This is a genomic window from Humibacter soli (assembly GCF_054779035.1).
On the sequence record NZ_BAAGYX010000001.1, the window covers coordinates 625,045 to 639,705 of the forward strand.

Annotated in this window: 12 protein-coding genes and 1 pseudogene; 9 read left to right on the forward strand and 4 right to left on the reverse strand. The window is 68.9% G+C overall.

Going from position 1 to position 14,661, the window contains the following annotated elements; translation table 11 throughout:
* Window positions 1–5: 5 nt before the first annotated feature.
* Genes ACYVDN_RS02885 through ACYVDN_RS02905 form a run of 5 tightly spaced genes read left to right on the forward strand, consistent with a single transcriptional unit; the run spans window position 6 to window position 5,371 of the window.
* Window positions 6–1,118, forward strand: a complete 1,113-nt coding sequence (locus ACYVDN_RS02885) for a glycosyltransferase family 4 protein (RefSeq protein WP_460568258.1) — start codon at window positions 6–8, stop codon at window positions 1,116–1,118.
* Entirely contained in the window at window positions 1,115–1,933 is an 819-nt protein-coding gene (locus tag ACYVDN_RS02890) for an SAM-dependent methyltransferase (RefSeq protein WP_460568260.1), read from the forward strand. The genes ACYVDN_RS02885 and ACYVDN_RS02890 overlap by 4 nt, the downstream gene beginning before the upstream one ends.
* Complete coding sequence (locus tag ACYVDN_RS02895; RefSeq protein WP_460568262.1) at window positions 1,930–2,988, forward strand: lysylphosphatidylglycerol synthase transmembrane domain-containing protein; 1,059 nt, start codon at window positions 1,930–1,932, stop codon at window positions 2,986–2,988. The genes ACYVDN_RS02890 and ACYVDN_RS02895 overlap by 4 nt, the downstream gene beginning before the upstream one ends.
* The gene (locus tag ACYVDN_RS02900; protein WP_460568264.1) at window positions 2,985–3,737 is read left to right on the forward strand and encodes a RibD family protein; all 753 of its coding nucleotides are present in this window, start codon (window positions 2,985–2,987) and stop codon (window positions 3,735–3,737) included. Before ACYVDN_RS02895 ends, ACYVDN_RS02900 begins: the two co-directional genes overlap by 4 nt.
* Window positions 3,734–5,371 carry an alkaline phosphatase family protein gene (locus ACYVDN_RS02905; protein WP_460568266.1) on the forward strand — a complete coding sequence of 546 codons (1,638 nt, stop codon included), beginning with the start codon at window positions 3,734–3,736 and terminating at the stop codon, window positions 5,369–5,371. The genes ACYVDN_RS02900 and ACYVDN_RS02905 overlap by 4 nt, the downstream gene beginning before the upstream one ends.
* Window positions 5,372–5,437: 66 nt before the next feature.
* Here the strand turns inward: ACYVDN_RS02905 and ACYVDN_RS02910 are convergent, their stop codons facing one another.
* On the reverse strand, window positions 5,438–6,127 hold the full coding sequence (locus ACYVDN_RS02910) for a DUF899 domain-containing protein (RefSeq protein ID WP_460568268.1): 690 nt from the start codon (window positions 6,125–6,127) through the stop codon (window positions 5,438–5,440).
* A 145-nt stretch (window positions 6,128–6,272) separates the two neighbouring features.
* Between ACYVDN_RS02910 and ACYVDN_RS02915 the strand changes: the two genes are divergently transcribed.
* From ACYVDN_RS02915 to ACYVDN_RS02925, 3 genes are all read left to right on the forward strand, one after another.
* Window positions 6,273–6,938, forward strand: coding sequence for a TetR/AcrR family transcriptional regulator (locus ACYVDN_RS02915; RefSeq protein WP_460572214.1), 666 nt, complete (start codon window positions 6,273–6,275; stop codon window positions 6,936–6,938).
* A gap of 77 nt (window positions 6,939–7,015) precedes the next feature.
* Window positions 7,016–7,435 (forward strand): hypothetical protein, encoded by a 420-nt coding sequence (locus ACYVDN_RS02920; protein WP_460568270.1) that lies wholly within the window; start codon window positions 7,016–7,018, stop codon window positions 7,433–7,435.
* 95 nt (window positions 7,436–7,530) lie between these two features.
* Window positions 7,531–8,643 (forward strand): lysylphosphatidylglycerol synthase transmembrane domain-containing protein, encoded by a 1,113-nt coding sequence (locus tag ACYVDN_RS02925; RefSeq protein WP_460568272.1) that lies wholly within the window; start codon window positions 7,531–7,533, stop codon window positions 8,641–8,643.
* Here ACYVDN_RS02925 and ACYVDN_RS02930 read toward each other — a convergent pair.
* Both ACYVDN_RS02930 and ACYVDN_RS02935 read right to left on the reverse strand, forming a co-directional pair.
* Window positions 8,553–9,152, reverse strand: coding sequence for a GNAT family N-acetyltransferase (locus ACYVDN_RS02930; RefSeq protein ID WP_460568274.1), 600 nt, complete (start codon window positions 9,150–9,152; stop codon window positions 8,553–8,555). The genes ACYVDN_RS02925 and ACYVDN_RS02930 overlap by 91 nt on opposite strands.
* Window positions 9,153–9,335: 183 nt before the next feature.
* A complete protein-coding gene (locus ACYVDN_RS02935; RefSeq protein ID WP_460568276.1) occupies window positions 9,336–11,891 on the reverse strand; it encodes an ATP-dependent Clp protease ATP-binding subunit in 2,556 nt (851 codons plus the stop codon).
* A 310-nt stretch (window positions 11,892–12,201) separates the two neighbouring features.
* On the opposite strand from ACYVDN_RS02935, the pseudogene ACYVDN_RS02940 reads away from it, so the two are divergent.
* Window positions 12,202–12,705, forward strand: a pseudogene (locus ACYVDN_RS02940) (AAA family ATPase).
* 197 nt (window positions 12,706–12,902) lie between these two features.
* Here the strand turns inward: ACYVDN_RS02940 and ACYVDN_RS02945 are convergent.
* Window positions 12,903–14,570 (reverse strand): cation:proton antiporter, encoded by a 1,668-nt coding sequence (locus tag ACYVDN_RS02945; protein WP_460568278.1) that lies wholly within the window; start codon window positions 14,568–14,570, stop codon window positions 12,903–12,905.
* Between the last annotated feature and the right edge of the window lie 91 nt (window positions 14,571–14,661).

The following is a 14,661-nucleotide window of genomic DNA, read 5'->3' on the forward strand; positions in this document are numbered from 1 at the left end:
GGTGCATGACCGGCACGGTGCACTTCGTCGTACCGGAGGGCGTGGATGACCCGACTCGGGTCAGCGGCGGAAACGTGTACGACGTCTCCCTCCGCGACGCGCTCAGGAGCCTCGGCTGGGACGTGCGGATGCTGCCTCAGGCCGACGACGACCTGTCGACGACACTCGCCCGACTGCGCGACGGCTCGCTCGCGCTGATCGACGGACTGCTCGCCACCCGGTCGCCGCACACGCTTGTGGGTGAATCCGCCCGGCTTCGTCTCGTGGTCCTCGCGCACATGGTCGCCGCGTCGATCGTGCCAGAGGCCGAGCGCGTGGCGGTCGCCGAACGGGAGCGTCGAGCGCTCGATGCAGCCGACGCGGTCGTCGCGACGAGCCGTTGGATCCGCGACGAGCTCGTGGCCGAGGGCCTCGCGCACACCGGCCGCATCGCGATCGCCCGACCGGGCGTCGATCCGGCTCCCGCGACCGAAGCCTCGGATGACGGCGGAAGGCTGCTCTGCGTCGGCGCCGTCGCACCGCACAAGGGCCAGGATGTGCTGGTGCGCGCCCTCGCCGGCCTCGACGAGGACCACAGCTGGACGTGCACGATCGTGGGCTCCCCCGACGTCGACCCCGACTTCGCGGAGGCGCTGAACGCGGTCGTCGAGTCGACCGGCCTCGCCGACCGAGTGCGCTTCGCCGGCGTTCTCACCGGGCGAGCCCTCGAGGATGCCTACTCAGCGGCAGACCTCGTCGTGGCGCCATCCAGGGCCGAGGGGTTCGGCATGGCCGTTGCCGATGCGCTGGCCAGGGGCATCCCGGTGCTCGCGAGCCGTGTCGGCGGACTGCCTGAGGCGCTGGGCGACAGCGGAGCGGGCATCCTTGTGCCGCCCGACGACCCATGGGCGCTGAGGGTCGTGCTGCAGCAGTGGTGGGGGGATTCCGCGAGGCGCAAGGCGCTGAAGGCCGAGGCGATGCGCACCCGACGCTCGGCACCCGGATGGCGCGAGACCGCCGAGACCGTCGCAGCGGTGCTCTCCGGGGTGCTCGCGGCGCCGCGCGACGCCATGACCGGCAACGGGACGCAGCTCGGAACACGGCTCGCGGCACAGATGGAGACTGGGAGCAGATCGTGACCGACGTCATCCAGACCAGCACCGAGTGGCTCGCGCTCCGTGAGCCGGAGGATGCCCGTGCCCGGTCGGTCGAACTCGCCACGGCCGCTGCATCTCTCGTCAGCGACGGGCCGCTGCTGGTGCACGACCTCGGGAGCGGCACCGGGTCGATGATGCGCTGGCTCGCGCCTCGGCTTCCCGGCCCGCAGACCTGGGTGCTCCACGACTGGAACGCCGACCTGGTGCAGCGCGCCGGCGAGGACGGCATTCCCTCCGATGCCGACGGGCAGCCAGTGTCGGTGCGCACGTGGGTGCGTGAGCTCGGGCTGGTGCGTGCCGACGATCTGCGCGGAGCTTCGCTCGTCACGGCGTCCGCACTGCTCGACGTGCTCAGCTCCGAGGAAGTGCACGCGATCGCCGCGGCGTGCGTGGCCACCGGGGTGCCTGTGCTGCTGAGTCTCAGTGTGACGGGCGAGGTGCGACTCGACCCGCGGCATCCGCTCGACGAGACATTCCAGGCGGCGTTCAACGCCCACCAGCGTCGCAGTGCCGACGGCAGGCGCCTTCTCGGACCGCACGCCGTCGCCGTCGCGCGTGGGCTGTTCCTCGAGGCGGGCTGGCACGTGCGTCCGACCGAGACGCCGTGGCGCCTTGGGCAGCACGAGCCGCAGCTTCTGGCCGAGTGGTTCGAGGGCTGGGTGGATGCCGCACTCGAACAGAACCCCGAGCTTGGACGCGAGGCGAGCGGCTACCTCGACCTTCGTCGTGCACAGCTGAGGGATGGCACCCTCTCCGCCGTCGTGCGGCACCGAGATCTGCTGGCGTGGCCGCGATGAGCACGCCGGGCGGTGCCGTCACGCGGCGGCTGCGTGCCATCGTCGGCTCCCGGCGGTTCCACGCGTGGGCGCGACCCGTCGCCGGCGTGCTGGTGCTGGCCGCGGTGGTCGGGCGGGTCGGAGCGGCTCCGTTCGTGCAGGGGGTGCTGAGCATCGACCTCAGGGCGGTGGCAGCCGCACTCGTGCTCTGCGCCATCTCGACGGCGGTGTTGGCCTGGCGCTGGCGGATCATCGCGAACCGCCTCGGCGCGCGCATCAGCTTTCCGCGCGCGATCGGAATGTACTACCGGTCCCAGTTCTTCAACACCGTGCTCCCCGGTGGCGTGCTCGGCGACGTGCATCGCGCGGTCGCGCACGGCCGCGATGCAGGCGATCTGCCACAGGCATCCCGAGCCGTCGCGATCGAGCGTGTCGCCGGTCAGCTCGTGCAGTCGACCCTCACCGTCATCGTGCTTCTGTTGGTGGGATCGGAGTTCGCCGGCTGGGCGTTCCTCGCGCTGGCGATCGGGCTCGCCGTTCTCGTCGTCGCGATCGTGGTCGTGGTCGCGAGCCGGCCGTTGCGGCGCATCGTGGCCCGAGAGCTCGCTGAGCTGAGGGTCGGCATCGGCTCAGCGAAGGTGCTGCTGCAGGTGATCGCGACCTCGGTCGTCGCGCTGGCGTGCCACGTTGCGCTCTTGGCGGTCGCCGTCGCGGCCGTGGGAGAGCATCTTCCACCCGTGAAGTTGATCGCCGCCGCGCTCGTCGTGCTGCTCGGCAGTGCGATCCCGGTGAACATCGGAGGGTGGGGACCGCGCGAGGGCGTCGCCGGATGGGTCTTCGCGATGGCGGGCCTCGGCGCGGATGCCGGGGTCGCTGCGTCGACGACGTTCGGGGTGCTCGCCATGATCGCCCTGGTGCCGGGTGCGGTGGTCGCGCTCGTCGCCGTGATGCGTACAGGTCGACATCCCGCCGCGGCGACACCGTCTTCCGTCCTTTCGTCGCGTGATGGGCACCGGAACGCTCCGGTACCCGCTCTCGCCTCGCCTTCCCACTCACGAGGAGGTAGGTCGTCATGACCTTGCCCTACGTCACGCTGAGCAGCGCGATGTCCATCGACGGCTACGTCGACAGTGCCCTGCCGCCACGGCTCGCGCTCTCGAACGCGGCGGACTTCGACCGCGTCGACGAGCTGCGTGCGCGGAACGACGCGATCCTCGTCGGGGCACGCACCGTTCGCAAGGATGACCCACGGCTCCTCGTGCGCAGCGAGAGCCGTCGCAGGGCGAGGGTCACCGCCGGCCGTCCGCGCCTCCCTATGAAAGTGACCGTCACGGCGACCGGCGACCTCGATCCCTCCGCCAGGTTCTTCACTGTCGGCGACGCCGAGAAGCTCGTCTACTGCCCGAGCTCCGTACGCCCCGAGTTGACCAGGCGGCTCGGTTCGCTCGCGACGGTGATCGGGCTGGGGGATGACGTCGCCATGCAGGACCTGCTGAGAGACCTCGGCGAGCGAGGAGTGCGCGGCGTGATGGTCGAGGGCGGCGGCACGGTGCACACGCAGTTCCTCTCCTCGCGGCTGGCCGATGAGCTGCAGCTCGTCGTCGCGCCGTTCTTCGTCGGCGACGGGCGGGCTCCTCGCCTGCTCGGGGACGGCAGGTTCGCGTGGACGGCCGACCACCCGGCGCGCCTGCTCGAGGCCAAGCCGCTCGGGGACGTCGTGCTGCTGCGCTATGGGCTGTCCGAGCGATGCCCCGACCGTCTTCCGGCCGATTCCCTGTGGGCTCGAACGGTGAACACGTCCGCCTGGAAAGAGGTGCGATCATGACGACGACAGCGCCTTCCAGAACCCGCCGGGTGCTCTCCATCGTCGCGACGACAGTTGCAGCACTGCTGCTTCTCGCCGTGACGCTCGCGCCGGGGGTGATCACCTCCGACTCCGGCCTCGCGCTCCTTCGCGTGCCCATCGAGGCGGTGATCGGACTGCTCGTGCTTGCCCTGCTTCCGTGGCCGTTCGCGCGGCGCATCGTCGCCGTCCTCATCTCAGTGTTCTTGGTCGGCGCTGTCGCGTTGGCGGCGCTCGACCAGGGGTTCGAGACCACGCTGGCGCGGCCGTTCAACGTCGTGACCGACTGGTCCGAGCTGGGGGCGGCGTTCGGGGTTCTCAGCGATTCGACCGGTCAGCTGGTGGCCACTCTGATCGTGATCCTGCTGCTGGTAGTGGCGGTCGGGCTTCTCCTCGCTGTGGCGTGGGCGCTTCTGCGTCTCGACCGGGTGTTACGTGCACACCGCCGTTTCGCGCTGATCGGCGGCACGACGGTGACCGCCGTCTGGGTGATCGCCGCTCTGGTCGGCGCGCAGCTGGTGCCGGGGGAGCCGGTGGCGGCCGCGGACACGATCGGCACCTTCGCCAGCAAGGCCGCGCAGGCGAATGAGACGGCACGTGAGCAGGCGGCGTTCACGCGCGCAGAGGCGAACGACAGGTTCGCCGGGCTACCGTCATCTGATCTCCTGACCTCGCTCAAGGGCAAAGACGTCATCATCGCCTTCATCGAGAGCTACGGTCAGGTCGCCGTGCAGAACACCTCGTTCTCGCCCGGTGTCGACAAGGTGCTGCGCGACGGGAACGCCCAACTCGCGAAGGCAGGCTACTCGGAGCGCAGCGCGTTCCTCACCTCATCGACCTTCGGCGGAATCAGCTGGCTTGCCCACTCGACCCTGCAGACCGGCCTGTGGATCGACTCTCAGCAGAAGTACGACCTCGCAACGTCGAGCGACCGCTTCACTCTCAGCGATGCTTTCAAGAAGGCCGGATGGCGCACGGTGAGCGACGTGCCGTCGGACGCCACTCCCTGGCCGATCGGCAAGTCCTTCTACCACTACGACACGCTCCTCAACTCGCAGAACGTCGGCTACGCAGGACCTCGGTTCAGCTACGGACGCATCCCCGACCAGTACACCTGGAACTTCTTCCAGCAGCACGAGCTCGCTGTGCCGCACAAGCCGCTGATGGCCGAGATCGACTTCGTCTCGTCGCACACGCCGTGGACCCCGCTGCCGCACACCGTGCCGTGGTCATCCATCGGCGACGGCTCCATCTACGACCCGCAGCCGGCCGAGGGCCTGCCGCCGAGCGTCGTCTGGCAGAACCGCAGCCACGTTCAGCAGCTGTACGGCGAGTCGGTGCAGTACACGATGAACTCGCTGTTCTCGTTCCTGACGACCTTCAACGACCCGAACCTGGTGCTCGTCGTGCTCGGCGACCATCAGCCGGCGACCGAGGTGAGCGGCGCAGGGGCGAACCACCAGGTCCCGATCAGCATCATCTCCAAGGACACGTCGGTGATCTCGGACATCGACTCGTGGCATTGGCAGCCTGGCGTCTTCCCGTCGCCGAGCGCTCCGGTCTGGCGCATGGATGCCTTCCGCGATCGTTTTCTGACCGCATACGACCGCAAGTGATGCAATCGCCGGTCGAGTAGCGCGCCGCGGGGTAGCAGCGTATCGAGGCCCGCTCTGTCCCTGAGCTCAGTCGGCGTCGGGACCGTACGCAGCGGCGACATCCTGCGACGACCCCCACCGCGTGCCTGGAGCCTCGCCCGTCGGCCAGCCCTCTGGCGAGTCCTGCCAGTCCTCGCGCCTGCCGTACGGCAGCAGGTCGATCAGCGGGAACGTGTGGCTCAGCTGCTCGGTTCCACGGCCGTTCGTGTGCCACGTGCGGTACACGGTGTCGCCGTCGCGCAGGAACACGTTGACGCCGAAGCCGCCGCCGTGCGGGGCATCCACGTCGGCTCCGAAGGGGCTGTTCGCCGTCGAGTACCAGGTCATGCGGTTGCCGACCTTGCGCTTGTACGCCAGCGCCTGATCGATCGGCCCCTGCGTCACGATCACGAACCGTGCGTCGTAGGGTTGCAGGAACTCCAGCCGCGTGAACTGCGCTGTATAGCCGGTGCAGCCGGGGCACTGCCACTCCTCATCGTCGAACCACATGTGGTTGTAGACGATGAGTTGCGACGCGCCCTCGAACACGTCGACCAGGCGAACAGGACCGTTCTCGCCCTCCAGCGTGTAGTCGGGCATCTTCACCATGGGCATCCTGCGACGCTGGGCAGCGATGGCGTCCAGCTCGCGGGTGGCGGCCTTCTCGCGAACGCGCAATTCCGCCAGCTCCTGCTGCCAGGTCTCGACGTCGACGACGGGAGGCAATGCTGTGGTCATCCGTGGCTCCTCAGTGAGATCGACTACGACTGCAGCGCGTGACTTGCAGGGGAGTCGAGACGTATGTATACAGTGTGAACATCGACGTTTCGACGCTACCAGCGACGTCGGCGGCGATCAAGAGGTGAGGATGCACGAGGTGACGATGCACGAGGAGACAGCGACCAGGCCCTACCACCACGGCGACCTTCGTGCAGCCCTCGTGGATGCCGCGCTGGAGGTGACTCGAGCCGGCGGCCCCTCAGCCCTCAGCCTCAGGGACGTCACCCGCCGGGTCGGTGTCTCGGCCAACGCGGCCTATCGACACTTCGCCGACCGGCAAGCGCTCATGGATGCCGTCGGCTCGGAGATCTTCGACCGGATCGGCCGCGAGATGAGCGTCGCGCCTGCAGTTGCCACCAGCTCCGCCTCACCGGCTGCCGCCGTCGAACGACTCCGCGCCGTCGGCCGCGGCTACATCGACTTCGCGCGAAGCGAGCCCGGCTGGTTCTCCGTGGTGTTCTTCGGCGGCGCAACGCCGAGGGACCTTGCCGCGGCCCCGCCACCCCCGTACCTCGCGCTCAGGGATGCCCTCGACGGTCTGGTCTCCGCGGGTGTTCTGAACGCGGAGCGACGCGACGGCGCGCAGTGGCTCTGCTGGGCCGCCGTGCACGGATTCGCCGAGCTCGCGCTGCGCGGACCTCTGCGTGGTGCTCCAGCCGACGAGGTCGACAGGCTGGCCGAGCGCACCGTCGACGCCATCGTCGCCGGCGTGATCGGGCCGCCCGAGGCGGTTCGGTCGCCGAATCCGCCGGATCGCCCGAACGGCTGAACGTTCCCGGCCGTTCGTTCGTGTTCTCCATGAGGGTCTCCGCACGGGAGACCGCTTCGGAAGGCAGGTGAACGGGAATGGCAGGCACCAACCAAGGTCTCCTCTGGGTCATGCGGATCCTCAGCGCGATCATCCTTCTCACGGCGGGCGGGTTCCACGGGTTCCTGGTCTTCGACGGCGTCGGCGGAATACTCGGGGTTCTCTTCGTCCTGCACGCCATCGGCAGTCTGGTGCTGGGCGTCGGCATGCTCGTCACGCGCGGCTGGCTCCTCAGGCTCACGACGGTTCTGAGCCTGCTGTACCTCGTCGTTTCGCTGCTCTCGCTGTTCCTCGCGCTGACCGTCGGACTCTTCGGCATCACCGAGACCTGGACCTTCACGCTCGTGCCGGAGACGATCATCGTCGAGGCCATCGGCATCGTCGTGCTCGCCATCACGACGGCGGTCGTGTTCCGCACCCAGCGGCGCGCGTCGTCGAGCGAACCCGCGCGAGCCTGATCCGGTCGCGCTGATCCAGCGCGCCCCGAGGCGGGAGTGGTTGACTCGTCGTCGTGGTCCCGTGGCGCACCGCTCGGCGAGGGACTCCTGTCGCTGTGGCGGAACGGGAGGGCCGAGCACTCGCGCGTGCGAACCGGTCGCGTGTCATCCGACTGAGTCTTGCGGTCGCCGTTGCGGCGGCGCTCATCGTGTTCGTCGTCGTTCCGCAGTGGAAGGATGCCGCACACGCGGTCTCCGTCGTGTCGCACGTCTCGGTGCCCCTACTCCTCGCCGGGCTCGCTGTCGAGGTGCTCTCGTGGGCAGCGCTCGCCCGTCTGACCTCGACGACGCTCGACCCGGTGACCAGGCCCGGCTTCTGGCGGGTGGCTCGCGTGGACATCGCGGGCATCGGGGTCGGCAACTCGATGCCGGGCGGGGGACCGGCATCCCTCGCGCTGAGGTATCACCTGTTCACCCGTTCCGGCACTCCGGGCGGCGCGGCGGTCGGCGGCATCGCCGCAGAGGTCGTTCTCTCGAACCTGGCGCTCGGAGCGTTGTTCGGCATCGGTCTGCTGAGCTCGATCGCCGCGCTTCCGACGCCCATGTACTACCGGGTGATCGGGGTGTTCATGGTCGGCGTCTTCGGAACGGTCGCCGCGGTCATGGTTCTCGCCATGGTGCGTCCCGCGAGGGCTCTGCGTCTCGTCCACGCCGTCGTCGCGCGACTGCCGGGGGATCGCGCCGATCGGGTGACGCGATCGTTCGCGCACACCATCCGGGCCGTACGCGGGCTGGCCGGGAACCGGCGCAGGTTCGCCATCGCGGTCTTCTGGGCCGTCGCGAACTGGGGGCTCGACGCCGCGGCGCTGTGGATCATGTTCGCCGCCTTCGGCATGATCGCGCCACCGGCGCCCCTGCTTCTGATCTACGCGCTGGCGGGCATCCTCGCCCTCCTGCCTGTCACCCCGGGCGGCGTCGGCATCGTCGAGGGCGTCATGGTTCCGGCCTTCGCCGCTGTGGGCGCGACCCACGGCGTCGCGGTGCTGGGTGTCACGGCGTGGCGGCTGGTTCAGTACTGGGCGCCGATGCCGTTGGGTGCGTTCGCCGCCGGCAGCGTTCTCGCGAGGCCCGGATTCACTCAGCGAGCACTGCGCAGGAGCCGAAACTGGCTGGCGCACCCGCGAGGCATGGCGATCTCGCCGACGGCGGGGAAGCCGAGCCGCTCGTAGAACGCCAGGTTGCCCTGCGTGGTCTCCAGGTAGGCGACGGTGCCGTCGCGGTCGACACGCTCCAGTCCACGGCGCACCAGCTCCGTACCGGCACCCGACCCTTGGGCCTCGGGATCGACCGCCAGCAACTGCAGGTACCAGTGCGGCTCGCGGGGGTGCTCGCGGAACACGCTGCGCCCCATCGCCGTCATGCGAGGGATGTCCGTGCCGAGCGTCCACCCGCAGGACAACGCGAACGGCACTGCCCGCCACGGGGTCATCCTGCGCCTCGGCGGACGCCAGACCGCGGCGCCGACCACAACGCCTTCACGCACCGCGACGTCCGTCGCGCCCATCGGGATGCCCTCGTGGCGCACGATCGCCTCGTACAGCCTGCGCAGCCGACGTGGTCGACCGGCGGCGTGAGGCACGACCCAGCGCATCACCGGGTCGTCGTGGAAGGCTCTCGACATCATCTCCGCGATGGCAGCCGCGTCCGCGAGGGTTGCGGCGCGGATGACCACGTCCATGGCTTGCAGTGTAGGCAGCGCACCGCAGACCCAGTGCCACAAAGCCAGTGCCGCAGACACAGTGCCGCAGACCCTGCGCCGCAGACACAGTGCCGCAGACCCTGCGCCGCAGATACAGTGCCGCAGACACAGAGGCGCCCCGGCACGTGGGGGTCGCACCGGGGCGCTCTGGGTTTGCGGGGGTCAGGCGGCTGCAGGCATCCGCTCGCCCGAGGTGACGAGCAGCTCGTCTCCGACGACGTCCACTCGTACGACGGATCCGTCATCGACGGATCCGTCCACCAGCAGGTCGGCGATGCGGTCGTCGACCTCACGCTGGATCAGCCTGCGCAACGGACGGGCGCCGAACTCGGGCTCGTAGCCGTGGTCGGCGATCCACTGCACAGCGGCGTCCGTCACCGTCAGCGTGATCTCGCGCTGGGCGAGGCGTGCCTCCGTCGCGTGCAGCAGCAGGCGAACGATGTCGCGCAGCTGCTCGCGGTCGAGCTTGCGGAACAGCACGATCTCGTCGATGCGGTTCAGGAACTCCGGCCGCATGTTCTCGCGCAGCTTGCCCATGACGCGGTCGCGCAGCGCCTTCTCGTCCCCGAACCCGTCGGCCCCAGGGGCGACGAATCCGAGTGCGCCGCTCTTGGACGCGAGGAACTCCGAACCGAGGTTCGAGGTCATGATCACGACGGTGTTGCGGAAGTCGACCGTGCGACCCTGGCCGTCGGTCAGGCGTCCGTCATCCAGCACCTGCAGCAGCAGGTTGAAGATGTCGGGGTGCGCCTTCTCGATCTCGTCGAAGAGGAGCACGGAATACGGGTTGCGGCGAACGCGCTCGGTCAGCTGGCCGGCCTCGTCGTAGCCGACGTATCCGGGAGGGGCGCCGATCAGCCGTGCGGCCGTGTGGCGCTCACCGAACTCGCTCATGTCGAACCGGATCATCGAACGCTCCGAGCCGAACAGCGAAGACGCCAGGGCCTTCGCCAGCTCGGTCTTTCCGACGCCGGTCGGTCCGAGGAACAGGAAACTGCCGACGGGACGGTGCTCGTCGCCCATGCCCGTTCGGTTGCGTCGAACGGCCTTCGCCACAGAGGTCACCGCGTCGTCCTGACCGATGACACGCTCGTGCAGCTCGCTCTCGAGCTTCGCCAGACGCTCGCGGTCGGCCTCACCGACGCGTGCGACCGGGATGCCCGTCGCACGCGACACGACGCCTGCGATCTGCGCCTCGTCGACGACCGCGCTCTCCTGGCGAGTCGATGCGCCGGCGGCGGATGCCTGTGCAAGCTTCTCCTGCACGGCGGCGATCTCGTCGCGGATGCGCGAGGCCTCCTCGTAGTGCTCACCCGACACGGCGGCGTTCTTGTCCGCCTCCAGGTCAGCGAGCTGCTGCATCAGCGCTGACGTGTCGACCTGCTTTCCAAGACGCAACCGAAGCCGCGCGCCCGCCTGGTCGATCAGGTCGATCGCCTTGTCGGGCAGGAAGCGGTCGGACACGTAGCGAGCCGACAGCTCGACGGCCGCGCGTACGGCGTCGTCGGTGTAGGTCACACCGTGGTGCTCCTCGTACGCGTGACGCAGTCCGGAGAGGATCGTGACGGCGTCTTCGATGGAGGGCTCCGCGACGGTCACCGGCTGGAAGCGACGCTCCAGCGCCGGGTCCTTCTCGATCTGCCGGTACTCCTTCAGGGTGGTCGCTCCGACCAGGTGCAGGTCGCCCTTGGCGAGGCGGGGCTTGAGGATGTTGCCGGCATCCATACCGCCGTCACCTGCGCCGCCGGCGCCCATCACGGTGTGCACCTCGTCGATGAAGACGATGAGCTCGCCCTTGCGCTGGGCGATCTCGTCCATCAGCTTCGTGAGGCGCTCTTCGAAGTCACCGCGGTAGCGGGTCCCTGCGAGCATGCCGGGCAGGTCGAGCGAGATCACCCGCTTGTCGCGCAGCTGCTCGGGTACGCCGCCGTCGACGATCGCCTGCGCGAGTCCCTCGACGATGGCGGTCTTGCCGACACCCGCCTCACCGACCAGCACCGGGTTGTTCTTGGTGCGGCGCGAGAGAATCTCCACCGCCTGCTCGATCTCGTCGACGCGACCGATCACCGGGTCGAGCTTGCCATCGCGGGCCAGCTGAGTGAGGTCGGTACCGAAGCGGTCGAGCATCGGCGTCTCGGATGCCTGTCCCTCGACATCCGGCCCGCCGGTGGGCTGACCAGCGTCGACCGTTGTGGCCTCGCGCATGGCGCCGGCGAGAGCCTCGGGCGTCACGCCCGCTGACTGCAGCACCTGGCCGGCGGGGGAGTCCTGCGCGATCACGAGTGCGTAGAAGAGGTGCTCGGGATCGATGTAGGTCGAGCCGGACGAACGGGCCACCTGGAAGGCATGGAACAGCGTGCGCTGCGCGGATGGCGTGAGCGCGGGTGCGTCGGTCGTCGCCTCGCCGGTCTGCGGGAGCCGCTGCTCTGCGGCGCGCACGATGCGTGCCGGGTCGACGCCGATGCGGCGCATGGCCTCGGCCGCCGGGTCCTCGCCCGCCATCACGCGCAGGATGTGCAGGGCGTCCAGCTCGTTGTTGCCGTGCTCGAGCGCGTAGCGGCCAGAGGCCTGCAGCACCTCCTGGGTGCGTCGGCTGAGGAAGCGGCTGATGTCGATCGAGCGGGACGTCCTCGCCCGCTCGCCCGCGAGGTATCGCGCGAGGAAGTCGTCGAACGAGTTGCCCTCGCCGGCCTCTTCGGGGATGAAGTTCTCAGGCACTGATTCTCCTGTTTCGCGTCTTGTGCCCCGGATTCCCGGGACTCCTGTCGATGCTCGCCCCGAACTTGAGTCGAGGCTTATCAGCTTCAACGCCCAGCCTCCCAAGGTATTCCCGCCGCGCCACCACCATCCCCAAGTCGTCGCCACGCGCCACCACCCATCCCAAGTAATCGCCACTTGTTGCGGGTTCGGCGGCGGGGATTCCGCGCGAAGTGGCGACGACCCGCGGCGTTGACGACGTCGCTCGTCCCGATAATCTCGTCGGGACGAAGGGAGCACCGCTGTGGCGAGACACCGCGTGTTGGTGGCGATGTGCGGTCTGTCCTTCTCGGGAAAGAGCACGTTCGCGCGCGCTCTCGCGAAGGAGCTCGACGCCGACATCGTGAGTTTCGACGCGATCAACGAGGAGCGTGGGCTGAACGGTGGCGACGGCATACCCATTTAGGAGTGGGTGAAGACGAAGGCGATAGGGCACGAGCGCGCCGCGGATTCGCTTGACTCCGGGCACTCCGTGGTCGTGGATGACACGGGATCGCCCCGATTCCTCCGTGACGAGCTCCGTGAGCTCGCCGCAGAACACGACGCGTCATGCGCGGTGGTCTGGGTGCGGATCTCTCCAGAGTTGCAGCGCGAGCGAGTGCTCGCCAATCGTGCCGACGGATCACGCCATGACGTCATCGACGAGGTCCTCGATGATCACGTGGCGAGCTTCGAGGAGCCGATCCATGAGGATCCGATCGTCATTGATGCCAACGACACCAGGAATCCCCTCGAGCTGGCCCACGTGGTGACCGCGATTCGCACCCGCACCTGACATCTAGCTCCGGCCATCCCACCCGCCACACACCACCCATCCCCAAGTCGTCGCCACTTTGTGCGGGTTCGGCGGCGGGGATTCCGCGCAAAGTGGCGACGACTTCGGCGGGATGGCGGGATGGCGGGATGGCGGGTGCGGGCGGGGGGATGCGGCGGAGATCCGGCGCGAAGTGGCGACGACTTCGGATGGACGCGTCAGCCCAGGGTGCCGCGCAGCTCGATCGCGATCTGCGACGCGTCGAGGTTCGCGAGCAGGCTCTCGAGCACGTCGGCGTCGAAGATGCCGTTGTCGCGGGCATCCAGCAGCTCGGAGCGTTGCGCCTCGAGCACCGCGAGCCGGTACTTCCGCTGTTCCTCGAAGTTCGCGAGCGTGGGCTCGCCGTCGGGGCGCGGCGGCTCGGGGACGGCCTCGGCGCTCGATCGGAGAAGCTGCATGATCTTGGCGCGCTCCTCCTCGTTCTGCTTGTCCACCGCCGTCTGGTCGACCTTCGGCGTGATCATGCGAACGAGGGGGCCGATCGTGCCGCCCTGCACCAGCAGCGACAGGGCGGCGACGGCGAACGCGATGAGCACCAGAACCGATCGCTGGGGCGTGCTGGCCGGGAGCGTCTGCACGGCCGCGACGGTCACGGCACCGCGCATCCCCGCCCACACCACGGTGAGGCCCTCCCGCCAGCCGAGGCGCTCCCGGCGGAAGTAGTCGATGTCGGCCAGCACCTTCGTCACCCGACGGGCGAATCGGTCGAGGTCGCGGATCGTCGCCGAACGACCGCGCGCACTCATCTGCTCGATCGCCTCCTGCTGACCGACCGGCGTGGTCATCTGTTCCTGCAGTCCCTCGAGGCGTGGCTGCATCTTCCTGCCTCGGCGCACCCGGCGCGAAAGGATGCCCAGCAAGGGCGCCACGAAGGCCGCTCTGATCAGAATCGTCAGCACCAGTGCGGCGACCGCGATGAGCACCGCCGTCCACACCCCCGCGTGGTCCTTCTCGACGCTCTCCACGATCGACTTGAGCTGCAGCCCCATCGTCAGGAACACGGCGCCCTCGAGCACGAGCTCGACGGTGCGCCAGTTCTGCGAGTCCGACAGGCGGTTCTGCGGCGAGAGATCGCGGGGCGCACGGATGCCCGTGACGATGCCGGCGACGACCGCCGCCACCAGCCCGGATGCCCCGAACAGCTCGGCAGGCACCGCCGCCACGAACGGCACGGTGAACGAGATGACGGTGTTCACCGTTGGGTCCGTGACGTGTTTGCGCACGATGAGGTTCAGCCATCCAACGGCCCCGCCGACGAGCACAGCCACCACGACGGAGTACGCGAACGTGCCGACGGTGCCCCAGAACGAGAACGTCGCCGCGACCGCGACGATCGCTGTGCGCAGAAGCACGAGGGCCGTCGCATCGTTCAGCAGGCTCTCTCCGTCGAGAATCGCGACCACGCGCTTCGAGGTACCGGTCTTCTTGATGATCGACGTCGCGACCGCATCCGTCGGGCTGATCACGGCGCCGAGCGCGACTCCCCACGCGAACCCGAGGCCAGGGATGACCAGCGCGAAGAACACCCCGAGCAGCAGTGAGCTGGCGACGACGAGCACCACCGACAACCCGCTGATCGCCCCGAACTCGCGGCGGAAGTTCATCGACGGCATCGACACCGCAGACGAGTACAGCAGCGGAGGAAGCACGCCCTCGAGAATCCATTCCGGTTCGATCTCCACCGACCCGAACATCGGAAGGAAGCTCACCGCGACGCCCACCGCCACGAGCACGAGGGGGGAGGCGATCCCCAGGCGCGGGCCGATCAGTGCGGAGGCGGCGATGACCAGCAACGCGGTCACGATGACGACGAGCACTTCAGTCACGTGTCAAGACTGGCAGCAGCCAGGGGTTTAACACGCGAACCGCGCGCACCGAGGCGGTAAGCCCGGTGCGCGCGGTTCGCTATCGGCCGAT

Excerpts from the sequence above, each read along its gene's own strand:
- ACYVDN_RS02895 (WP_460568262.1), top strand. The coding sequence starts at position 1,930 with ATGAGCACGCCGGGCGGTGCCGTCACGCGGCGGCTGCGTGCCATCGTC.
- ACYVDN_RS02885 (WP_460568258.1), top strand. The coding sequence starts at position 6 with ATGACCGGCACGGTGCACTTCGTCGTACCGGAGGGCGTGGATGACCCG.
- ACYVDN_RS02915 (WP_460572214.1), top strand. The coding sequence starts at position 6,273 with ATGCACGAGGAGACAGCGACCAGGCCCTACCACCACGGCGACCTTCGT.
- ACYVDN_RS02910 (WP_460568268.1), bottom strand. The coding sequence starts at position 6,127 with ATGACCACAGCATTGCCTCCCGTCGTCGACGTCGAGACCTGGCAGCAG.
- ACYVDN_RS02905 (WP_460568266.1), top strand. The coding sequence starts at position 3,734 with ATGACGACGACAGCGCCTTCCAGAACCCGCCGGGTGCTCTCCATCGTC.
- ACYVDN_RS02900 (WP_460568264.1), top strand. The coding sequence starts at position 2,985 with ATGACCTTGCCCTACGTCACGCTGAGCAGCGCGATGTCCATCGACGGC.
- ACYVDN_RS02920 (WP_460568270.1), top strand. The coding sequence starts at position 7,016 with ATGGCAGGCACCAACCAAGGTCTCCTCTGGGTCATGCGGATCCTCAGC.
- ACYVDN_RS02930 (WP_460568274.1), bottom strand. The coding sequence starts at position 9,152 with ATGGACGTGGTCATCCGCGCCGCAACCCTCGCGGACGCGGCTGCCATC.